Annotated in this window: 18 protein-coding genes and 1 riboswitch; of the genes, 13 read left to right on the top strand and 5 right to left on the bottom strand. The window is 67.9% G+C overall.

The window, feature by feature from the left end; translation table 11 throughout:
- Positions 1-89: 89 nt before the first annotated feature.
- Positions 90-1,583 (top strand): sensor histidine kinase, encoded by a 1,494-nt coding sequence (locus FHS42_RS02060; protein ID WP_376772516.1) that lies wholly within the window; start codon positions 90-92, stop codon positions 1,581-1,583.
- Positions 1,580-2,266: a response regulator gene (locus tag FHS42_RS02065; protein WP_184568725.1), complete on the top strand. Its 687-nt coding sequence runs from the start codon at positions 1,580-1,582 to the stop codon at positions 2,264-2,266. The genes FHS42_RS02060 and FHS42_RS02065 overlap by 4 nt, the downstream gene beginning before the upstream one ends.
- 314 nt (positions 2,267-2,580) lie before the next feature.
- Here FHS42_RS02065 and FHS42_RS02070 read toward each other — a convergent pair whose 3' ends face one another.
- Complete coding sequence (locus FHS42_RS02070; RefSeq protein ID WP_184568726.1) at positions 2,581-3,825, bottom strand: quinolinate synthase; 1,245 nt, start codon at positions 3,823-3,825, stop codon at positions 2,581-2,583.
- A 243-nt stretch (positions 3,826-4,068) separates the two neighbouring features.
- Between FHS42_RS02070 and FHS42_RS02075 the strand changes: the two genes are divergently transcribed.
- Positions 4,069-4,422, top strand: a complete 354-nt coding sequence (locus FHS42_RS02075) for a HesB/IscA family protein (protein WP_184568727.1) — start codon at positions 4,069-4,071, stop codon at positions 4,420-4,422.
- Positions 4,423-4,615: 193 nt separating this feature from the next.
- Here the strand turns inward: FHS42_RS02075 and FHS42_RS02080 are convergent, their stop codons facing one another.
- Positions 4,616-6,283: a hypothetical protein gene (locus FHS42_RS02080; RefSeq protein WP_312866664.1), complete on the bottom strand. Its 1,668-nt coding sequence runs from the start codon at positions 6,281-6,283 to the stop codon at positions 4,616-4,618.
- A 303-nt stretch (positions 6,284-6,586) separates the two neighbouring features.
- Positions 6,587-6,802: a hypothetical protein gene (locus tag FHS42_RS02085; RefSeq protein ID WP_184568728.1), complete on the bottom strand. Its 216-nt coding sequence runs from the start codon at positions 6,800-6,802 to the stop codon at positions 6,587-6,589.
- Between the two features lie 189 nt (positions 6,803-6,991).
- Here FHS42_RS02085 and FHS42_RS02090 point away from each other — a divergent pair, with 189 nt between their 5' ends.
- The gene (locus FHS42_RS02090; protein WP_184568729.1) at positions 6,992-7,978 is read left to right on the top strand and encodes a carbohydrate kinase family protein; all 987 of its coding nucleotides are present in this window, start codon (positions 6,992-6,994) and stop codon (positions 7,976-7,978) included.
- Between the two features lie 266 nt (positions 7,979-8,244).
- Here the strand turns inward: FHS42_RS02090 and FHS42_RS02095 are convergent, their stop codons facing one another.
- Complete coding sequence (locus FHS42_RS02095; RefSeq protein WP_184568730.1) at positions 8,245-9,684, bottom strand: cysteine desulfurase/sulfurtransferase TusA family protein; 1,440 nt, start codon at positions 9,682-9,684, stop codon at positions 8,245-8,247.
- A gap of 469 nt (positions 9,685-10,153) precedes the next feature.
- Between FHS42_RS02095 and ctaC the strand changes: the two genes are divergently transcribed.
- From ctaC to FHS42_RS02115, 4 genes are all read left to right on the top strand, one after another.
- Positions 10,154-11,116, top strand: coding sequence for an aa3-type cytochrome oxidase subunit II (gene ctaC, locus FHS42_RS02100; RefSeq protein WP_184568731.1), 963 nt, complete (start codon positions 10,154-10,156; stop codon positions 11,114-11,116).
- The gene (ctaD, locus tag FHS42_RS02105; RefSeq protein ID WP_184568732.1) at positions 11,113-12,846 is read left to right on the top strand and encodes an aa3-type cytochrome oxidase subunit I; all 1,734 of its coding nucleotides are present in this window, start codon (positions 11,113-11,115) and stop codon (positions 12,844-12,846) included. The genes ctaC and ctaD overlap by 4 nt, the downstream gene beginning before the upstream one ends.
- A complete protein-coding gene (locus tag FHS42_RS02110; protein WP_184568733.1) occupies positions 12,843-13,241 on the top strand; it encodes a cytochrome c oxidase subunit 4 in 399 nt (132 codons plus the stop codon). Before ctaD ends, FHS42_RS02110 begins: the two co-directional genes overlap by 4 nt.
- A gap of 211 nt (positions 13,242-13,452) precedes the next feature.
- Positions 13,453-14,706: a L,D-transpeptidase gene (locus tag FHS42_RS02115; protein ID WP_184568734.1), complete on the top strand. Its 1,254-nt coding sequence runs from the start codon at positions 13,453-13,455 to the stop codon at positions 14,704-14,706.
- 110 nt (positions 14,707-14,816) lie between these two features.
- On the opposite strand, the gene FHS42_RS02120 is transcribed toward FHS42_RS02115, so the two are convergent.
- Positions 14,817-15,218: a DNA-binding transcriptional response regulator gene (locus FHS42_RS02120; RefSeq protein WP_184568735.1), complete on the bottom strand. Its 402-nt coding sequence runs from the start codon at positions 15,216-15,218 to the stop codon at positions 14,817-14,819.
- A gap of 271 nt (positions 15,219-15,489) precedes the next feature.
- Here FHS42_RS02120 and ctaE point away from each other — a divergent pair, with 271 nt between their 5' ends.
- From ctaE to trpD, 5 genes are all read left to right on the top strand, one after another.
- Positions 15,490-16,110 (top strand): aa3-type cytochrome oxidase subunit III, encoded by a 621-nt coding sequence (ctaE, locus tag FHS42_RS02125; RefSeq protein ID WP_184568736.1) that lies wholly within the window; start codon positions 15,490-15,492, stop codon positions 16,108-16,110.
- A 79-nt stretch (positions 16,111-16,189) separates the two neighbouring features.
- Complete coding sequence (qcrC, locus tag FHS42_RS02130; RefSeq protein ID WP_184568737.1) at positions 16,190-17,002, top strand: cytochrome bc1 complex diheme cytochrome c subunit; 813 nt, start codon at positions 16,190-16,192, stop codon at positions 17,000-17,002.
- Positions 16,999-18,066, top strand: coding sequence for a cytochrome bc1 complex Rieske iron-sulfur subunit (gene qcrA / locus FHS42_RS02135; RefSeq protein ID WP_184568738.1), 1,068 nt, complete (start codon positions 16,999-17,001; stop codon positions 18,064-18,066). Before qcrC ends, qcrA begins: the two co-directional genes overlap by 4 nt.
- A complete protein-coding gene (gene qcrB / locus FHS42_RS02140) occupies positions 18,063-19,691 on the top strand; it encodes a cytochrome bc1 complex cytochrome b subunit (RefSeq protein WP_184568739.1) in 1,629 nt (542 codons plus the stop codon). The genes qcrA and qcrB overlap by 4 nt, the downstream gene beginning before the upstream one ends.
- Before the next feature lie 127 nt (positions 19,692-19,818).
- A complete protein-coding gene (gene trpD, locus FHS42_RS02145; RefSeq protein WP_184568740.1) occupies positions 19,819-20,943 on the top strand; it encodes an anthranilate phosphoribosyltransferase in 1,125 nt (374 codons plus the stop codon).
- 216 nt (positions 20,944-21,159) lie between these two features.
- Positions 21,160-21,277: riboswitch (SAM riboswitch) on the top strand.
- Positions 21,278-21,531 lie beyond the last annotated feature (254 nt).

Here is a 21,531-nt window from a genome sequence, read left to right on the forward strand (position 1 = left end):
CGCCCCCGTCTACCGGAGGACTCCCCCTCTCGGGACGGGGGCGAGCCGCGCTATGAAGTGGTAACGGCCCCATGCCTCAGCCCGTACCGTTGGATGTCGTGACTCCCGCTGCCCCAGGACCGGACACCCCGCGACCGGTGCCGGTCCGGTTTTCCTGGCTCCGTGCGCATCCGCTCGCGGTGGATGCCCTGATCGCTACGGGTGTCTTCTTCTGCGTCCTGATGAGTTCGGTGTCCGGGCCATCCCAGAACAGGCCCGACGTCGGGCCGCTCCTGGTGGGCCTGGCCGCGCTGTGCAGCGCCGTCCTGGTGCTGCGCCGCAGGATGCCCCGTACGGTGCTCGCCGCGACCACCGTCATGAGCATGCTGGGCATCGTGTGCTCCCGCGAGGGCACCGTGCCGCCCTCCCAACTAGCGATCAGCGTCGTCGTCGCGCTGTACACCGTCGCCGCTTCCACCGATCGTCACACCACCTGGCGCATCGGCGCTGCCACCGTCGTCCTGCTCACCGGCACCGTGATGATCTTCGGCGTATCGCCCTGGTACGCACAGGAGAACCTCGGCATCTTCGCCTGGACCGGCATGGCAGCAGCCGCCGGTGACGCGGTGCGCAGCCGCCGCGCCTTCGTCGCGGCGATCGAGGAGCGCGCCATACGGGCCGAGCGCACTCGCGAGGAGGAGGCCAGGCGCCGGGTTGCCGAGGAGCGGCTGCGCATCGCCCGCGAGCTGCACGACGTGGTCGCCCACCACATTGCGCTGGTCAATGTGCAGGCCGGGGTGGCATCGCACATCATGGACAGCCGCCCCGACCAGGCCAAGCAGGCGCTCGCGCACGTACGCGAGGCAAGCCGGTCGGCCCTCGGCGAACTCCGTGCGACCGTGGGCCTGTTGCGGCAGTACGGCGATCCAGAGGCCCCCACCGAGCCCGCCCCCGGGCTCGGCGTGCTCGACCAACTCATCGACGGCTTCGTACGCTCCGGGCTGCGGGTCACCGTCGAGGCCGCCAGCCGGCGCGAGCCGGGCCCGCTGGTCACCGACGCGGCGGAAGTGGCCAAGGTCTCCGGCGACCTGCCAACGGCCGTCGATCTCACCGCCTACCGGGTCATCCAGGAGGCGCTGACCAATGTGCACAAGCACGCGGGACCGGCCGCGGCGGCCGAGGTCCACATCATCCGGCAGCACGACGAGCTGGAGATCACCGTCATCGACGACGGCGGGACATCGGGAGTGGCCAACGCCGGTACAGGCGGCGCGGACGGTGTGGGGAGCAGCGGCGGCACGAGTGGCGGCAAGGGCAGCAAAGGCGGCAAGGGAGCCCCGGGGTCCGGCAAGGCAGGCCCGGCAGCCGGCAGGGCGGGGCAGACCAGCGGCCGGGGCGGCGGCGCTGCCCGCAACGGCACGGCCGAGGCACCAAGCGTCCAGCCCGGGGCGGCTGACGGCGGTGGCCACGGCCTGATCGGCATGCGCGAGCGCGTCGCCGCGCTGCGCGGCGCCTGCGAGGCAGCCCCCCACCCGGAAGGCGGCTTTCGGGTGCGCGCGACACTTCCGGTACGCAGCCGTACGGGAGGGGACGAGAGCGTATGACGATCAAGGTGGTGCTCGCGGATGACCAGGCGCTGTTGCGCAGCGCGTTCCGCATCCTGGTGGACTCCGAGGCCGACATGGAGGTTGTCGGCGAGGCGTCGGACGGCGCCGAGGCCGTCGAACTGACCCGCGCCACGAACGCCGATGTGGTGTTGATGGACATTCGGATGCCCGGCACTGACGGGCTCGCCGCCACCCGCACGATCAGCGCGGACCCCTCGCTCGCGGAGGTCCGCATCGTCATGCTGACCACCTTCGAAGTGGACGAGTACGTGGTGGAATCGCTGCGCGCTGGTGCCAGTGGCTTCCTTGGCAAGGGCGCCGAACCCGAGGAACTCCTGGCCGCCATCCGGGTCGCGGCGGCGGGCGAGGCGTTGCTCTCGCCGGTTGCGACCAAGGGGCTGATCGCCAAGTTCTTGGCCCAGGGCGGTGGTTCCGGCGGGGCCGCCGGGGGCGGCTACGAGACGGCCCGGCTTGCGGCGCTCACCGTGCGCGAACGCGAGGTGCTCGTGCAGGTCGCCGGCGGGCTCTCCAACGACCAGATCGCCGAACGACTCCAGGTCAGCCCGCTCACCGTCAAGACCCATGTGAATCGGGCGATGGCCAAGCTCGGCGCCCGCGACCGCGCCCAACTGGTCGTCATCGCCTACGAAACCGGACTGGTGCGCCCTCGAACGGAGTGAGACCGGGCGAGTACGCAGTGCCGTACGCAGTGCCGTACGCAGTGCCGTACGCAGTGCGGCTGCGGCATGTGCCGGGGCGCGAACCACCTGGGCATCGACGGGGCTGTCTCCCTCTGGTGGGGCGAGAACACACCGCGATACGGGGCGGGGCCCGCGGGTGCCTGGAGCCCCGCGCAGGCACGCCCCGGCCGGCACCACGGTGTAAGACCGCAAGGATGCCGGCCGGGGCGTGCGATGTGCGGGCCGGCCTGCTCGCGCGGGCCTATCCGCGCCGGCCTGCTCGCGCGGGCCTTCCCACGCTGCGACTCGCCCGGCTACGGCAGAGACAGCATGCGCTCAAGCGCCAGCTTCGCGAAGCTTTCCGTCTCCCGATCGACCTCGATGCGGTTGATCACCGTGCCGTTCGCGAGCGACTCCAGGGTCCAGACCAGGTGTGGGAGGTCGATGCGGTTCATCGTGGAGCAGAAGCACACCGTCTTATCGAGAAAGGTGATCTCCTTGCCCTCGTCGGCGAACCGGTTCGCCAGTCGCCGGACCAGGTTCAGCTCAGTGCCGATCGCCCACTTCGACCCGGCAGGGGCGGCCTCCAGGGTCTTGATGATGTGCTCGGTCGAGCCCACGTAGTCCGCCGCTGCAACCACCTCGTGCTTGCACTCGGGGTGCACCAGTACGTTGACACCGGGTATGCGCTCTCGTACGTCACGTACCGACTCCAGCGAGAACCGGCCATGCACCGAGCAGTGCCCGCGCCACAGGATCATCTTCGCCGCCCGCAGCTCCTCGACGGTCAGGCCGCCGTTTGGCTTGTGCGGGTTGTACAGGACGCAGTCCTCCAGGGTCATCCCCAGCTCCCGGACGGCGGTGTTGCGCCCGAGGTGCTGGTCCGGCAGGAAGAGGACCTTCGTATCGGTGCTGCCGGTGCTGCCAGGGCTGGCAGGGCTACCAGGGCTGGCAGGGCGGTCGCCCTGGGCGAAGGCCCACTCCAGCGCCCGCTTCGCGTTGGACGATGTGCAGATCGTGCCGCCGTGCTTGCCGGTAAACGCCTTGATGTCGGCGGAAGAGTTCATGTACGAGACGGGCACAGTCGCCTCCGCGACGCCCGCCTCGGTCAGCACGTCCCAGCACTCCGCGACCTGCTCGGCGGTGGCCATGTCGGCCATCGAGCAGCCCGCGGCCAGGTCGGGGAGGATGACCTGCTGATTGTCGCCGGTGAGGATGTCGGCGGATTCGGCCATGAAGTGCACGCCGCAAAAGACGATGAACTCGGCGTCCGGCCGGGCTGCGGCGTCCCGGGCGAGCTTGAAGGAGTCCCCGGTGACGTCCGCGAACTCGATGACCTCGTCGCGCTGGTAGTGGTGGCCGAGCACGAAGACCCGGTCCCCGAGCTTTTCCTTGGCCGCGCGGGCGCGTGCCACGAGGTCGGGGTCGGAGGCTGCGGGGAGGTCCCCTGGGCACTCCACGCCGCGCTCGCTTCGGGGGTCGGCTTCGCGGCCCAGGAGTAGCAGGGCCAGTGGCGTGGGCTGGACGTCGAGAGTTTGGGCGGTGGTCACTGCACGCACCCTTTCTATTTCCGCAGACAAGCCTTTTCGTCTGATTGACGTTATCTATCATAGCCGCTTTGCGTCACCCTGACGATGGCCATCATGTCGATGTGACGCATTCCCGGTCCGGCGGCCTATGTCCGGCCAGACACCGGTGTGCGAGCATGAAGAGGGAAGACACGCGCCAGAGTCGGAATGAATTCGGCGCGGCGTGGGTTGGAGCCGAGGGCAAGCAGTCCGTACAACCCGGGAGAGAAGCAGATGACGGTTCAGGACGACACCACCACGATCGACGGCATCCTCCTGTCCGATGCCGCCGCGGGCAAGGTCAAGGCACTGCTGGAGCAGGAAGGCCGTGAGGACCTTGCGCTGCGCGTCGCTGTCCAGCCCGGTGGCTGCTCTGGCCTGCGCTACCAGCTCTTCTTTGACGAGCGTTCGCTCGACGGCGATGTCGTGAAGAACTTCGATGGCGTCAAGGTCGTCACCGACCGCATGAGCGCCCCGTACCTGGGTGGTGCCTCCATCGACTTCGTGGACACCATCGAGAAGCAGGGCTTCACCATCGACAACCCGAACGCCACGGGCTCCTGCGCCTGCGGTGACTCCTTCAGCTAAGGCCATCGGGGTCCGCTCGATGGCGAAAGCGCCTTGGTCGAGCGGACCCGCGAAGCCTGCCGGGGCGCCCGCGCCCCGGCCACGCTGACGCGCACAAGGCGTACGTACGCAGGGCGGCGGTCCCTCAGCCACAGACTGAGGGACCGCCGCCTTGCGTATGGTGCTGCCCGTCACGGCCCGTCGAGGGCCGCCCTCACTTGTTCTTCGATGAGCCCTTGGGCACCGTCTTGCCCGACGCCGCGTCCATCACCTCGCGGCCGTCCAGCGGCCCGTCCAGCGTGATCTTCTTCTCGAATTCCTTGGCGAGGTGGATGCAGTTTCCGCCCGGCTTCTCCGGCGCGCTGTTGACCTGCACCTTCACCGTGGACGACGACGTGTCTGCGGTGGCCGTGTACGTCGAACAGACCCCGCCCCAGAACCGCACGGTCAGCTCCTTGCCGTGCGTGCGGTAGGACTCGACCTGCTTCAACGGGTGCGCACCGTCGCCGGTCTTCGAACCTGAACCCTCGTCAGCCGGCGTGCTGGGCGCGGTCTTGGGACCTGCCACATACTTCGGGTCCACGGCCGGCTGCGTCACGGTGAAGTCGGCCTCACCGTCCTTCGCGTCTGCCGGGTGCACCGTGAACATCCACGACGGCACCAGGGTTTGCTGGCCCTCAACGAACCGCATGCCGAGCCCGAACGTGGCCTTGCGCACCTCTGCGGCGGGCTGCTTGCCGGGCGACGGCTCGCACGGCGCGATCTCCCGCTTGTCGTCGCCACCCTGATGGGCTTCATCGCCCTTGCTGCCCTTGTCGGGTGTGGCGGGCTCGGCCGACGCGCAGCCGCCGATGGACACTCCGCCCTCGCTGCCGCCCTGCGCGTTCAGCGCCTTCAACGCCTGGTCGGCGCTGATCAACGGGTACTCGTCGCCCTTCGTCAGCTTGCTGAGGAAGCCACTGGCGTCGGCCACCTCGCCGTCCACGCCCACCTCCACGTTGGTCTGCCAGCCGTACGTGGGCAGCCCGTCGAAGACAGGGTCGGCGGTCACGCCGCGAATCGCCCCGTAGGTGCGGCTCGCATCCAGCTTGGCGTCGCTTTGGCCCAGGGTTTTCAGTACCGGCTGCGCTGCGTCCTTCGCTTCGGCCGCCGACACCGGGTCTTTTCCGCCGTCCACCGTGGCCGGCGCGCTCTTGGGGTCCTTGGCGTCCCGGCTCTGCCGCGCATCCTTCGCGCCGCCGGCACGCTCGCCCCTGCCATCGCGCAGCGAGCCGCAGCTCGGGGCCGATGAGTCGGGGCTGTCGCCGTTCTCCATGGTGTGCGGCGGCTCCAGACAGCCGTCCCCGCCCGGCGCCCCGGCCTTGGTGAACGACCAGCCTCCAGCGCCCGTCTCCTTCACACGAAGCGTCGGGCTCATCCGGTTCGGGGTGCCGCCCACCGTCCAGACGCCCTGCTCAAGCCGGGGCGTGCCGGACACCTTGAGTGCCGCGGCCAGCCGCTCAACATCCGCGCGGGCCACCTTCTGCCCGCTGCGGTAGACCGGGGCTGTCTCGCGCGGTGCGTCGGGGAGTTCGCCGGGCGCCTGATAGCGGGCTCGGGTGGGGCTGGGCTCGCCAACGGCGATGCCCTCGCGCGCCTCACCCGTAGTTGAGTCGAGGGCCAGCGGCGCGGGTTCTGCGGCGTCACTCGACCGGCCGCCGTCTTTCGAGCCGCCGTCGTCGGAGGCTGCCGACGCCCAGTAGGCGCCGCCGCCGCCGACCACCAGCACCGCTGCGGCCACCGTCGCTATGGTCAGCGGCGAGCGGCGCTTGCGTGCGGTCTTCGTGTCGGTGTAGTCGGACGTCTCCTTGGAGAGGTCCTCGGGGGTGTCCTCGGTGCTCACGGTATTACTCCTTCGGCTCCGCTCTTCGGTTCGGCTCCATCCCCTTGGAAGGGACGCCGATGGGACGGAACGAAGGAGCAGCCGGTTCCCCCGAGATGTCACAGCGGCCCGCAACGACCCCCCTAGGCCACCGAAGCGATGCGTGACTTCTCCCGGAAAACCGGAGGTGAGCGCCGTGTGTCGGGCCCACGCACACGGCCTGGGCACGCACCCCGCGCACAAGGCGCGCGGCCGGTCTGCGCGGCGCGCGCAGCGGCCCGCGGCCCGTGCCGACTGTGCGGCCGATGCGGCCGGCAGCTAGCCTCAGTCGCCGTACTCGGACATCCCGTCCACCAAATGGGCGGAGGCCGACGGCACTCGTACGCCGTGGATCTGCGCCGGGCCCACCGGCGGCCCTGCGGTCCCACCGTGGTGCGTTGTCCAGCGCGATGCCATCCGCGCACAGTCGGCCCGCAGTTCATCCAGCGACTCTGGTTCGGCGGCGCGAACGGGAAGGTCGGGGGTGGCGTGCTGATGCATGAGCTCTCCCGGTCCGTGGGGCGGACTGACGCACACCCCGGCTAAGGAAACCGTATGCAGGGCATACGGCGCGAAGAAAGCCCTACTATCGGGTAGTTTTGCCCGTTCGGCGCGAGAGGGCGAACCCGATAGCGTGAAGCGATCGTCCTTACCAACGTCCTTGTCGTCGCCCGCAGGAGCAGACTCGCCGTGCGCATTGCTGTTACCGGCTCCATCGCCACTGACCACCTGATGACCTTCCCGGGCCGTTTCGCCGACCAACTGGTCGCCGATCAGTTGCATACGGTCTCGCTGTCCTTCCTGGTTGACGCTCTCGACATCCGCCGGGGCGGAGTTGCCCCCAATATCTGCTTCGGGATGGGCGCGCTCGGTCTGCGCCCGGTCCTGGTCGGCGCGGCCGGGGAGGACTTCGCCGAGTACCGCGCCTGGCTCGACCGACACGGTGTGGACACCGAGTCGGTCCACATCTCGGAGTTGCTGCACACCGCGCGCTTCGTGTGCACCACCGACACCGACCACAACCAGATCGCGTCCTTCTACACCGGCGCCATGAGTGAGGCTCGACAGATCGAGCTCCAGCCCATCGCGGACCGCGTGGGCGGCCTCGATCTGGTGCTGATCGGCGCCGACGACCCGGAGGCGATGGTCAGGCACACCGACGAGTGCCGCACACGCGGCCTCGCCTTCGCCGCCGACCCCTCCCAGCAGCTCGCCCGGATGGAGGGCGAGGACATCCGCCGTCTGGTCGAGGGCGCCACGTACCTGTTCACCAACGAGTACGAGAAGGCGCTGATCGAAAACAAGACCGGCTGGACCGCCGACGAGATCCTCGGCAAGGTCGGCACCCGGGTCACCACCCTGGGCGCGAGCGGCGTGCGCATCGAGCGCACCGGCGAGCCCACCATCGAGGTGGGCGTGCCCGAGGAGAACGCCAAGGTCGATCCGACCGGCGTCGGCGACGCGTTCCGCGCCGGCTTCCTCGCCGGCGTGTCCTGGGAGCTCTCCTTGGAGCGAGCGGCCCAGGTCGGTTGCATGGTGGCAACGCTGGTCATCGAAACGCTGGGTACCCAGGAGTACGAGCTGCGCTCCGGACGCTTCCTGGAGCGGTTCCAAAAGGCCTACGGGGCGGAGGCGGCGGGCGAGGTCAAGCCGCATTTGCCGGCCGAACTGGTCTGATACGCGCTTGATCGGCCGAGCAGCTGCGAACCACTCAACAAGTCAGCGGCCTGCTACGGGTCTCGCACGAGCCTGAGTTCGCTGTGAGGCTGGCCCCGTACGGGGCCAGCACGAGGCGGACGGCCTTCGGTAGGGCCGAAGATGCGGACACTCGCGTCTTCGGCCCTACCCATCGGTTGCCTCCGCGGCACCCTGCCCGCCGCCGCTTTCCGCACTTTTCTTCGGCTGCTGCGGCTCGTCGGCTGCCCTTCGGGGCCGTAGGGCCGTTACGCCCGGCGGACCCAGTAGGCCACGCCACGCTGCGCCGCTCGCTCGCCCACGAACTCCTGGCCCCGCATGGTGCACCACGCCGGAATGTCCAGGCGCGCCGCATCGTCGTCGGCCAGCACCGAGATCACAGCGCCGACCGGCACACTGTCGATGACCTTGGCCAGTTCGATGACGGGCAGCGGACACCGCTTACCGAGCGCGTCCACGGTCAGCGCCGGAACCTCGGCCGTGACAGCGGCCCCTGCCCCTACCGCATCACCCGGGCCCGCCGCAGTGTCTGGGCCCGCCCGCCGCGCGACGGGGGCGCCCAACTTCTCCCGTACGGACGCCACGATCCCGGGCAGCACGGCCAGGAACCGGTCCACATCCTCGGCGGTCGTGCTGCGGGGGAGCGAGACGCGCACGTTGCCCTCCGAGAGCACGCCCATCGCGCGCAGGACATGACTGGGAGTCAGCGTGCTCGACGTACAAGAGGACCCGGACGAGACGGCGAACTCCGCCCGGTCCAACTCATGCAGCAGTGTCTCCCCATCGACATAGAGACAGGAAAAGGTGACCAGATGCGGCAGCCGTCGCAGCGGGTCGCCTACCACCTCCACGTCCGGCACCAGCTCCGGCACCCGGGTCCTGATCCCCTCCACGAGGGCCCGCAGCCGCAGCGCCTCGGACTCGGCCTCCTGCCGTACGGCCCGCAGCGACGCCGCAGCCGCGACGATGGCCGGCAGGTTCTCGAAGCCCGCCGAACGCCCCGACTCCCGCTCATCCAGCGGGCCCTGGGGCGCGAACCGTACGCCCTTGCGCACCGCCAGCAGCCCGACGCCCGCCGGGCCGCCCCACTTGTGCGCGCTCGCCGTCAGCAGCGACCAGCCGTCCGCGACCCGGCCCCAGGGCAGCGACTGCGCGGCGTCCACCAGCAGCGGCACGCTCGACTCGCGGCAGATCGCGGCGACCTCGGCCACCGGTTGTTCGGTGCCGACCTCGTGGTTGGCGGACTGGAGGCAGGCGAGCGCGATCGGGTCACCGCCCTGGCGTAGCGCCTCCTCATACGCGGCGGGCGACACCCGGCCCGTACGGTCCACGCCGAGCTCGGTGACCGTGCCGCCCGCCGTCGTGTGCGCGGTGGCCGCGTGCAGCACGGCGGAGTGCTCGACGGCCGAGATGACCAGGCCCCGGCCCACCCGGCGGCGGCCCGCGAGCGCGCCCGCGATGCCCTGGTGCACCGCGCGCGTCCCCGAAGGGGTGAAGACCAGTTCGTCCGGGCGGCAGCCGACCGCTTCCGCCGCGGTCTGCCGCGCGGCGTCAAGGAGCAGCCGCGCCTGCCGGCCCTCGCGATAGAGCCGAGCCGGGTCGGCCCACCCCTCGTCCAGGGCGGCGAGCAGCGCCTGCCGGGCCACGGGGTGCGGGGGAGCGGAGGAAGCCGCGTCGAAGTAGGGCACGCGGGGAACGCTAGACGACGCAGTTGGGGGCACGCCGTAGTGCGGCTCACGCAGAGTCGCCCAGGTGGGCCAAGAGGCTCCCGGGCCGTTGCCGGAGGGGACCGGGCCAGCTCGTGGGCGGTACGCGCGGTCGCCGATAGCGCTGTCAGCGCCGTCAGCGACGTGTCCTTGCCCCGCCCCGCCGGGCTTCCGGCCCGTACCGCACCCCGTGCGCGACCGCCGCCGTTGCCGCATCGATCCCCTGCTCAAGGCCCTTTCAGCGGTCCGTCAGATGCCGCCTGGAGCCGGCCGTTCCACCCCTTCGGGGTGCGGACCGGCGCGTTGGGCACCCTCCCCGCGCGGCCCCAAATAGCGTCCAGTAGGGTTTGGTCCGCATAAACATCCAAACCCCTGCCCGCAGCGGGCCGGCGACCGACCAGCGAGACGGCCGCAGCCGGCCGCACGGGCGAGACTCTCGGGAAGGCGCTACGTGAGTCCCAACGGCTCCGACCGCTCGTCGCGGCGCCCGATGCGGCGGAAGCTGCCGCAGGCGCTGGCCGCGGGCCTGGTCCTTGCGACCGCTACCGGCTGCACATCCAAGGACTTCCCCCGCCTCGGAATGCCCACCCCCGTCACGGAGGAGGCGCCGCGGATTCTCTCCCTGTGGCAGGGCTCCTGGGCGGCAGCACTTGCCACAGGCGTGCTGGTCTGGGGCCTGATCCTGTGGAGCGTCGTATTCCACCGGCGCAGCAGGACCAAGGTCGAGGTACCCCCGCAGACGCGGTACAACATGCCCATCGAGGCGCTGTATACCGTCGTGCCGCTCGTCATCGTCTCGGTGCTCTTCTACTTCACCGCGCGCGATGAGAGCGAGCTCCTGAAGACTTCCAAGAAGCCCGACCACGTCATCAACGTGGTGGGCTTCCAATGGAGCTGGGGCTTCAACTACATGGAGAACGTGGACGGCAATCTGTCCACACCCGCGAAAACTCCCAAGGAGGTCGCCGGCATTCCTGACCGAATGCTGAAGGCCGTGCCCAAGGGCGCCGAGGGCGTGTACGAAAAGGGCACCCCGGGCGACCGCAACCCTGACAAGGGCTGGCCCGGACCGACGCTGTGGCTGCCGAAGGGCGAGACGGTCCAGTTCGTGCTCACCTCACGAGACGTCATCCACTCGTTTTGGGTGATCCCCTTCCTGATGAAGCAGGACGTCATCCCCGGCCACACCAACCGTTTCGAGGTGACTCCTAACAAGGAGGGCACCTTCATGGGTAAGTGCGCCGAGCTCTGCGGCAAGGACCACTCCCGGATGCTCTTCAACGTCAAGGTGGTCTCCCCCGAGGAGTACCGGAAGCACCTGAAGGACCTGGCGAAGAAGGGTCAGACCGGCTACCTCCCGGCAACCATCAAGCAGACGGACGCCGCAAAGAACGCGGAGACCAAGAACCAGTGAGCATCCTCAACGAACCTCAGGGTGCCGCCGCCGACACGGCAAAGGCAGCACCGCCCGAGTATCGGAAAGCCCCCGGCAGCGCCGTGGTGAAATGGCTGACCACCACCGATCACAAGACGATCGGCACGATGTACCTGGTCACGTCGTTCGCGTTCTTCTGCATCGGCGGCGTCATGGCGCTCTTCATGCGCGCCGAACTCGCTCGACCTGGCACGCAGATCATGTCGAACGAGCAGTTCAACCAGGCGTTCACGATGCACGGCACGATCATGCTGCTGATGTTCGCGACGCCGCTCTTCGCCGGATTCGCCAACTGGATCATGCCGCTACAGATCGGCGCGCCCGACGTGGCGTTCCCGCGGCTGAACATGTTCGCCTACTGGCTCTACCTGCTCGGCTCGCTGATCGCGGTCGGCGGGTTCCTCACCCCTGACGGCGCAGCCGACTTCGGCTGGTTCGCCTACTCCCCGCTGTCGGACGCGGTCCGCTCGCCGGGTATCGGCGCCGACATGTGGATCATGGGTCTGGCCCTCTCGGGCTTCGGCACCATCCTCGGCTCGGTCAACTTCATCACCACGATCATCTGCATGCGCGCACCTGGCATGACGATGTTCCGGATGCCGATCTTCACCTGGAACGTGCTGCTCACCGGTGTGCTGGTGCTGCTCGCCTTCCCGGTGCTGGCCGCCGCGCTGTTCGCCCTTGAGGCGGATCGAAAATTCGGGGCGCATATCTTTGACGCGGCCAATGGCGGCGCACTGCTATGGCAACACCTCTTCTGGTTCTTTGGCCATCCAGAGGTGTACATCATCGCCCTACCGTTCTTCGGCATTATTTCCGAGGTCATCCCGGTCTTCAGCCGCAAGCCGATGTTCGGCTACATCGGTCTGGTGGCCGCGACGATCGCCATTGCCGGTCTTTCGGTGACGGTCTGGGCGCACCATATGTACGTCACAGGCGGCGTGCTCCTACCGTTCTTCTCCTTTATGACCTTCCTTATCGCGGTGCCAACCGGTGTGAAGTTCTTCAACTGGATCGGCACGATGTGGAAGGGCAGTCTGAGTTTCGAGACACCCATGCTGTGGGCGGTCGGCTTCCTGATCACCTTCACCTTCGGTGGTTTGACCGGTGTCATCCTGGCCTCGCCGCCGATGGACTTCCACGTCTCAGACTCGTACTTCGTGGTCGCGCACTTCCACTACGTCATCTTCGGCACCGTGGTGTTCGCCATGTTCTCCGGATTCCACTTCTGGTGGCCGAAGTTCACCGGCAAGATGCTGGACGAGCGACTCGGGAAGATCACCTTCTGGACGCTGTTCATCGGCTTCCACGGCACGTTCTTGGTGCAGCACTGGCTGGGCGCCGAGGGCATGCCGCGCCGGTACGCCGACTATCTGGCGGCGGACGGCTTCACCACGCTGAACACGATTTCGACGATCAGCTCGTTCCTGCTCGGCCTGTCCGTACTGCCGTTCTTCTACAACGTCTGGAAGACCGCGAAGTACGGCAAGAAGGTCGAGGTGGACGACCCGTGGGGATACGGCCGCTCCCTGGAGTGGGCGACCTCCTGCCCGCCGCCGCGGCACAACTTCCTTACGCTGCCGCGTATTCGCTCCGAATCCCCGGCGTTCGATCTGCACCACCCGGAGATCGCCGCGCTCGACCAGCTTGAAAACGTCGAGCACACCGATGAGAAGGCCCTCGCGGGTGGCAAGGAGGCAGGCAAGTGAAGATCCAAGGCCGGCTGTTCATCTGGCTCGCCGTCTTCGTCCTGGCCATGGCGATCGTCTATGGCGTGTGGTCGAAGGAGCCGGCCGGTACGACCGCGCTCTTCCTGGCCTTCGGGCTCAGCATCATGATCGGCTACTACCTGGCGTTCACGGCACGCCGGGTGGATGCCGGAGCGCAGGACAACAAGGACGCTGACGTCGCCGATGACGCCGGTGAGCTGGGCTTCTTCAGTCCGCACAGCTGGCAGCCGCTGTCCTTGGCGGTCGGAAGCGCGTTCGCCTTCCTTGGCGTCGTCTTCGGCTGGTGGCTGATGTACTTCTCCGCCCCGATCATCCTGATCAGCATCTTCGGCTGGGTCTTCGAGTATTACCGGGGCGAGAACCGCACCCAGTAGCTCGCACCCGCTTGCGCGTAGGGCCCGGACACCGCCCAGGTGTCCGGGCTCTGCTCGTACTGCTCGTACTGCTCGTACTGCTCGTACTGGGCGTACTGCCATGCGTGCCCCCGGCGTGTGGGGCGCGTGCCGGCCCCCGTAGGCCGCGGGCCCGCCCCTCGTTTGCGCCGCTGCGCGCGCCGAATCCCGCCGCCGTTCTTAGCGTGTGGTCATGAGCCACACCTCTCGCTCCCGAATACCCATCCGCTGTGCTCTGCTGGTGGCGCCGTTGGCGATAGGCGTCGTTGCCTGCGGGAGTTCCTCTTCGGACCCGCTGGCGGACAAGCCGTACGACGCGGCGGAACAGATCTCCTTCAGCGGCGGCCGGGACGACCGCAAGGCCGACCCGGACAAGCCTCTGGAGATCACCGCCAAGGGCGGCGGTAGCCGCATCACGGATGTCACCGCGACCGACGCCACAGGCCGCTATCTACGCGGCGAACTCACCGCCGATGGCAAACGGTGGCGCTCCACCGCCCCGCTCGCCGCAGGAGCCCACTACACGCTCCGCGTGAGCACCGAGAACGGCGACGGCAGGCCGGGTCGTAAGACCATCGGCCTCAACACCGCGCCGGCCGACAAGCGGCTGCGGGTGCGCTTTGGCCCCGAGAGCGGCACCTACGGCGTCGGCCAGCCCGTTACGGCCGAACTCAGCGCCCCGGTCGAGGATCGCGGGGCGCGCGCCACCGTCGAACGCGCCCTGCGTGTCAGCTCCCAGCCCACGGTCGAGGGCAGCTGGCACTGGGTGGACGGTCGGACGCTGCACTACCGCCCGCGTGCCTATTGGCCCACCAAAGCCACCATCACGGTGCGCAGCCACCTGGACGGCATCAAGCTCGCAGACGGGCTGCACGGCGGCCCCACCAAGCCTCTCACGCTGCGTACCGGCGCCAGGATCGAGGCCCGCACGGACGCGAGCACGCACCAAATGACCGTCACACGGGACGGCAAGACGATCCGCACCATCCCCATCACCACAGGCAAGCCGGGCTTCGACACTCGCAACGGCGTCAAGGTCATTCTCGCCAAGGAGTCCTTCGTCCGAATGCGCGGCACCAGCATCGGCATCGCCGAGGGCAGTTCGGAGTCCTACGACCTGCCGGTGCACTGGGCCACCCGGGTCACCTGGAGCGGCGAGTACGTGCACGCCGCGCCCTGGTCGGTCGGCTCGCAAGGCTCCGCCAACGTCAGCCACGGCTGCACCGGCATGAGTACGGCCAACGCCCACTGGTTCTTCGACACCGTGCGCCCGGGTGACCTCGTCACGGTGGTGGGCAGCAACGGCGCCACGATGACGCCGTTCGACAACGGCTTCGGCGACTGGAATCTGTCCTGGGACAAGTGGCGTCAGGGCAGCGCCCTGACGGCAGGGCGCAGGGACGGCAGCGGCCCCGCCGACTCGGCCCGGCTGCGCCCGGCCATCTGAGCTGCCTGACGGCGCGCCACCCGTGCCAGGCACCCGCCGGCCCAGCACCGCACGAGGGGGCCTGGCCAGCGCTGGCCAAGCCCCCTAACGCGTAGCGCTCAGGCGTCCGCTCAGGCGCTTATGGCCTGTTGCCGGCGCAGCAGGCCGGCCAGTGCGTCCGCGAGCGCCGCCGGGTCCACCGGGTGCGTCACGGCCGCCTCGGCGCGGCTCCAGGTAGCCAGCCAGGCGTCCTGCGGACGGCCCATGAGCAGCAGCACCGGTGGGCAGGCGTAGATCTCGTCCTTGATCTGCCGGCACACGCCCATGCCTCCAGCGGGCGCCGTCTCCCCGTCCAGAACGCACACGTCGATGCCGCCGGCGTCCAGGGCCTCAAGGACCGCGGGCAAGGTGGCGCACTCAAAGAACTCAATCTCGGGCACATCGGCCGCTGGTCGCCGCCCGGCGGCCAGCCGCACCTGCTCGCGGGTGCCCGCGTCATCGCTGTAGACCAGCACCGTGGCAGTGGGCCGCATCTTTCCTCCAGGCAGGTGGACAGCACAAAACGGAGTGGGTCCGCTGGGCGGATGCTACTGCGCCACGGCCCGCTGAGAGGAGGGGTCGTACGCATTCATGATCGGGCCGACGAGCCGTCAGGAGCGCTGGCGCACCGAACGTGCCACGGAGCACCGGCTACCGCTTCGCTCCTTCGAGGGACCGGGCCAATAGGCCGTACGAGCCGCTTGAACAGCCTTGACACTCCGAACGGGACCCCCCGAGGTGAGGGCGGGATAAGCGACCGACATAATGTCGGTCGTGGCGACAGCAACAGCAGTAGATACCGGGCACGCGCACCCGTCGGTCAACCGACCGAACCTCACCAGCGTCGGAACCATCATCTGGCTGAGTTCCGAGCTGATGTTCTTCGCGGCCCTCTTCGCGATGTACTTCACCATCCGATCGGTGATGGGCGCCGAGCACTGGAAGGAAATGGCCGATGCGCTGAACTTCCCGTTCTCCGCGACGAACACCACGATCCTGGTGCTCTCCTCTCTCACCTGCCAGCTCGGCGTCTTCGCCGCCGAGCGTGGCGATGTGAAGAAGTTGCGCATGTGGTTCGTGGTCACCTTCGTGATGGGTGCGATCTTCGTCGGTGGTCAGGTCTTCGAGTACACCGAGTTGGTCAAGCACGAGGGTCTTTCGCTCTCGTCTGACCCCTACGGCTCGGTCTTCTACTTGACCACTGGCTTCCACGGTCTGCACGTGACGGGCGGACTCATTGCGTTCTTGCTGGTCCTAGGCAGGACGTACGCGGCCAAGAGGTTCACACACGAACAGGCGACGGCGGCCATCGTCGTGTCGTACTACTGGCACTTTGTCGATGTCGTCTGGATCGGACTCTTTGCCACGATCTACATGATCAAGTAACCGGTCCCGCACCGGACCCGCGTTTCACCAGAGACGTAGCCAAGCATCGACGCAGAAGATCCTGACACCGGGGTAATCCGTGAAAAAGCTCTCCGCACGACGGCGCCACCCGCTGGCGGCGCTCGTCGTCCTACTCTTCGCGCTGGCGGCCACGGGGGGGCTTTATGCCGCGTTCGCACCCGCGGACAAGGCCAAGGCCGAAGAGGCCCAGACCTCCCTCGCCATCGACGAGGGCAAAAAGCTCTACGCCGTGGGCTGCGCAAGCTGCCACGGCACAGGCGGCCAAGGCACATCTGACGGTCCGAGCCTGGTAGGCGTCGGCGCCGCCGCCGTGGACTTCCAGGTGAGCACCGGCCGCATGCCGGCTCAGCAAAACGGTGCCCAGGTGCCGAAGAAGCCCAAGGTGTACTCGGCCGCCGAGACCGAGCAGCTCGCGGCGTACGTCGCTTCGCTCGGTGCCGGCCCGGAAACGCCGACCAAGAGCCAGTACAGCCTTGATGGCAAGGAAGATGCTGCCAACGGTGGGCAGCTCTTCCGTTCGAACTGTGCCCAGTGCCACAATTTCTCTGGCAAGGGCGGGGCGCTGAGCAACGGCAAGTACGCGCCCTCCCTTGACGGTGTGGACCCGAAGCACATCTACGAGGCCATGCAGACCGGCCCGCAGAACATGCCGTCTTTCCCCGACACGGTCATGCCGGAGAAGGAAAAGAGGGACATTATTGCCTATCTCGACAAGGTCAACGGCGAAGACGCCGCGACCCCTGGTGGCTTCACGCTGGGCGGGATTGGCCCGGTGGTTGAGGGCTTGTTCGCTTGGGTGTTCGGCCTGGGTCTGCTGATCGCCATCACCATTTGGGTCGCAGCCCGGACCACGAAGGCCAAGAAGTCATGAGCAGCCAAGACAACTCCAAAGACAACTCCGAAGAGAACCTGCCGCAGCAGCCGGAAGGTGCCGACAGCGGAGCGCTGTCGAAACGGGACGACCCGTTCGCCAACCCCGGGCTGCCGCCCCACGAGCATCGTGTTCAGGACATTGATGAGCAGGCCGCCAAGCGCTCCGAGCGCGCGGTTGCCGGTCTGTTCACGCTGTCGATGCTGTCCACGATCGGCTTCATCGTCTCGTACGTGTCGTTCGACATTGACAAGATCGTCTACATCTTCCCGATCGGACGCGTCAGCGCGCTCAACTTCTCGTTGGGCATGACGCTCGGTCTGGCGTTGTTCTGCATCGGTGCCGGCGCCATCCACTGGGCCCGCACCCTGATGACCGATGTTGAGGTCGCCGAAGAGCGACACGACCTCGATGCCTCCCCCGAGGTGCGCGAGGAGGTGCTCGCAGGCTTCCAGGAGGGTGCCCGCGAGTCAGACATCGGGCGCCGCAAGCTGGTCCGCAACACCCTCATCGGTGCGGTGGCCATGGTGCCGCTCACCGGTCTGGTACTGCTGCGCGACCTCGGCCCGCTGCCGGGCACCAAGCTCCGGCACACCAAGTGGGCCAAGGGCAAGATGCTCATCAACGAGAACACGCTTGAGCCGCTTCGCCCCGAGGACATCTCCGTTGGTTCGCTGACGTTTGCCATGCCCGAAGGTCTCAGCGAGGAAGACCACGACTTCCACAACGAGATCGCCAAGGCGGCGCTCATGATCGTCCGGCTACAGCCGGAGAACATCAAGGACAAGCGCGAACTGGACTGGTCGCACGAGGGCATTGTCGCGTTCTCGAAGATCTGCACCCATGTGGGCTGTCCGATCAGCCTCTATGAGCAGCAGACGCACCACGTGCTGTGCCCGTGTCACCAATCGACCTTCGATCTGACCGATGGCGGACGTGTCATCTTCGGGCCAGCGGGCCACTCACTGCCGCAGCTTCGGATCACGGTCAATGACAAGGGCTACCTTGAGGCGATGGGCGACTTCGCGGAGCCCGTCGGTCCTGCCTACTGGGAGCGCGGATGAGCACTGCAACTGACACTCGGCGCAAAAAGGCTCCAGCGGGCGAGCGTGTCGCTGACTGGGCCGACAGCCGGCTAGGCGTATACAGCCTCGCCAAGGCCAACCTGCGCAAGATCTTCCCGGATCACTGGTCGTTCATGATCGGTGAGATCTGCCTGTACAGCTTCATCATCATCATCCTCACGGGTGTGTACCTGACGATGTTCTTCAACCCCAGCATGGGTGAGATCGTCTACCACGGCGATTACGTCCCCATGCAGGGCATCAGGATGTCGGAGGCGTACGCCTCGACGCTGGACATCAGCTTCGAGGTCCGCGGCGGATTGCTGATCCGGCAGATCCACCACTGGGCCGCGCTGATCTTCATCGGCGCCATGTTCGTGCACATGATGCGAGTCTTCTTCACCGGCGCGTACCGCAAGCCGCGCGAGATGAACTGGGTCTTCGGCTTCCTGCTGCTGGTGCTCGGCCTCTTCACCGGCCTCACTGGCTACTCGCTGCCAGATGACCTGCTCTCCGGTACCGGTGTTCGCTTCACCCAGGGCGCCATCCTGTCGGCCCCGGTGATCGGCACGTATCTGTCGATGTTCCTCTTCGGAGGCGAGTTCCCCGGACACGATTTCGTCGGCCGGTTCTACTCGATCCACATCCTGCTGCTACCGGGCATCATGCTCGGCCTGGTCGTGGCGCACCTGATCATGGTGTTCCTGCACAAGCACACGCACTGGCCAGGACCGGGCAAGACCAACACCAACGTGGTGGGCACGCCGTTCCTGCCGGTGTACATGGGCAAGGCCGGAGGCTTCTTCTTCCTGGTCTTCGGTGTCATCGCGGCGATCGCCGCCGTGGCCACCATCAACCCGGTGTGGGCGATCGGCCCCTACCGACCGGACCAGGTGTCCACGGGTGCCCAGCCGGACTGGTATCTCGGCTTCGCCGAGGGTTTGATCCGGGTGATGCCTGGCTGGGAGATCAACGCCTGGGGCCACACTCTGGTACTCGGTGTGTTCATTCCGCTGTTGATCTTCCCGCTGCTGCTGGTGTCCATCGCGGCGTACCCGTTCGTCGAGTCCTGGGCCACCGGTGACAAGCGCCACCACCACCTGCTGGTCCGGCCGCGCAACGCTCCGGTCCGCACAGGCTTCGGTGTCGCTTGGTGCGTGAGCTACCTCACCATGCTGGTCGCTGGCGGTAACGACATCTGGGCTACGCACTTCCATCTGTCGATCAATGCGATCACCTGGTTCTCGCGGGTTGCGTTCTTCGTCGCACCGGTTTTGGCCTTCATCGTCACCAAGCGGATCTGCCTGGGTCTCCAGCGGCGTGACAAGGACAAGGTGTTGCACGGCCGCGAGTCGGGCATCATCAAGCGGCTGCCGCACGGCGAGTTCATCGAGGTGCACGAGCCGCTGTCGTCGGATGAGCTGCACACCCTCACGGCGCACGACCAGTACAAGCCGCTTGAGCTGGAGCCCGAGGTGGATGAGAACGGTGTGGTGCGCAAGCCCAGCCGCTCCGAGAAGCTTCGCGTCAAGCTCTCGAAGGGTCTGTACGGCGAGGACACCCAGATCCCCAAGCCGACCCCCGAGGAGTACAAGGAGATCACCAGCGGCCACGGCCACCACTGATCTCTGCCTGGTCATCTACTGATCGCCACAGCGAGAACCCCGTCCGAGGTCTGGACGGGGTTCTTCGCCGTTCCCTGGCCCTGGATAGGCTGACCGCAAACTCAACCCACCACCAGGAGCGTGGACCATGAACGTTGTGACCCCGGCAGGCGGCGACAGCGCGACGGCCCACACTTGGCCAGGCATTTTGCGCACCTTGCTCGCCGGCCAGGATCTCAGTGCCGACGCCTCCGCCTGGGCGATGGATCGCATCATGCGGGGCGAGGCCAGCGACGTACAGATCGCGGGGTTCGCGGTTGCCCTGCGAGCCAAGGGCGAGACGGTGGACGAGGTCGCCGGCATGGTGCGTACGATGTACGACCACGCCAACCTCATCGAAGTCCCGGGCCCTACCGTGGACATCGTCGGAACAGGTGGCGACGGGGCCAAGACCGTCAACATCTCCACCATGTCCTCGATCGTCGTGGCAGGCACCGGCGCCCGGGTCGTCAAGCACGGCAACCGGGCGTCCTCGTCGGCCAGCGGCTCGTCCGACGTCCTGGAGAAGCTCGGCGTCAATCTGGAGCTGACGCCGGCACGGGTGGCCGAGGTCGCCGAGCAGGCCGGCATCACCTTCTGTTTCGCCGTCAAGTTCCACCCGTCGCTGCGACATGTGGCCAACGCCCGACGCGAACTCGGCATCCCCACCACGTTCAACTTCCTTGGCCCGCTCACCAATCCGGCCCGCGTCGGGGCCCAGGCCACCGGCGTCGCTGATCTCAGGATGGCGCCGATCCTCGCCGGGGTGCTGGCGGGCCGGGGCGTCAGCGCACTGGTCTTCCGGGGCGACGACGGCCTGGACGAACTGACCACCACCGCCACCTCGCGCGTGTGGGAGGTCCGCGACGGGACCGTACGAGAGGAGATCTTCGACCCCAGGGACGTCGGCCTCGAACTGGTGCCGGTGGAGGCGCTGCGGGGGGCTGACGCCTCGTACAACGCCGATGTGGCCCGCCGGCTCCTGGCGGGCGAACGAGGGCCCGTACGAGACGCCGTGTTGCTCAACTCGGCGGCGGCGCTCGTCGCCCTGGACGGGCTGCTGAGCGCATCCGCGGCCGAGTCGGCCGCACGCTTCGAGGCGGGCGCACCGCCCCTTGAGCTGCCGCCGCTGGTCGAACGGATCGGCGCAGCGCTGGGCCGGGCCGCACAGTCCATCGACTCGGGCGCGGCGAAGCAGACGCTCGAACGGTGGGTTGCCGTCAGCCAGCAGTAGACGCGGCTGCTTCGTGTAGGGCGTGCCTCGCTCAGGGGCGCGCCCTTCGCGTGCGGTTAAGGCCGGGTGCGCTGCGGGCTGGGGCGCGCGGGTGGGTGCGCGCCGCTGCGGGCCGTGGGCGTGCGAGCGGGGGTGTGGGGGTGAGAGCGGTGGCGTGAAGTGGTGCGGAGCGGGGGGCGTTTGCGGTGCGCGCGGTGTGTGGCATGATGCTGCCTAGGTCACGAGTGACAGCGACATAGGCCCCGGCCCGCTGTCCGGCAACCCTCCGTCCGTGGCGGGGTGCCCCGGGTGATGACCAGGTCGTAGGCAGCGAGGCCTACGGCAAGCGCGGACCCCTCGCACTCGATCTGAGTGAGACAGCCAGGGGTCCTGGTGGTCGAGGGAGATTCTCCGTGAATCAGCGAATGCGTTAGGGCTTCGAGCCCCTTTTTCCCGCTGACCGGTTTTCCGGTCCTCCGGTTATTCCGGCCCTTGACCTGCTCGCATGAGCTCCGCCGCCTGCGTGTCAGGGCCGTTTCTGCACCAGCCGATGGCGGCGCCATCGGTCGTGCGTTTCCTCAAAGCCATGCGGCTTCCTCGCTGCGAAGC

Source organism: Streptomyces zagrosensis (genome assembly GCF_014203645.1).
GTDB lineage: Bacteria > Actinomycetota > Actinomycetes > Streptomycetales > Streptomycetaceae > Streptomyces > Streptomyces zagrosensis.

Bases quoted from the DNA above. Each gene is read 5' to 3' on its own strand.
- FHS42_RS02085 (WP_184568728.1), bottom strand. From the start codon at position 6,802: ATGCATCAGCACGCCACCCCCGACCTTCCCGTTCGCGCCGCCGAACCA.
- qcrA (WP_184568738.1), top strand. From the start codon at position 16,999: ATGAGCAGCCAAGACAACTCCAAAGACAACTCCGAAGAGAACCTGCCG.
- ctaE (WP_184568736.1), top strand. From the start codon at position 15,490: ATGTCGGTCGTGGCGACAGCAACAGCAGTAGATACCGGGCACGCGCAC.
- qcrB (WP_184568739.1), top strand. From the start codon at position 18,063: ATGAGCACTGCAACTGACACTCGGCGCAAAAAGGCTCCAGCGGGCGAG.
- FHS42_RS02065 (WP_184568725.1), top strand. From the start codon at position 1,580: ATGACGATCAAGGTGGTGCTCGCGGATGACCAGGCGCTGTTGCGCAGC.
- FHS42_RS02075 (WP_184568727.1), top strand. From the start codon at position 4,069: ATGACGGTTCAGGACGACACCACCACGATCGACGGCATCCTCCTGTCC.
- trpD (WP_184568740.1), top strand. From the start codon at position 19,819: ATGAACGTTGTGACCCCGGCAGGCGGCGACAGCGCGACGGCCCACACT.
- FHS42_RS02115 (WP_184568734.1), top strand. From the start codon at position 13,453: ATGAGCCACACCTCTCGCTCCCGAATACCCATCCGCTGTGCTCTGCTG.
- FHS42_RS02120 (WP_184568735.1), bottom strand. From the start codon at position 15,218: ATGCGGCCCACTGCCACGGTGCTGGTCTACAGCGATGACGCGGGCACC.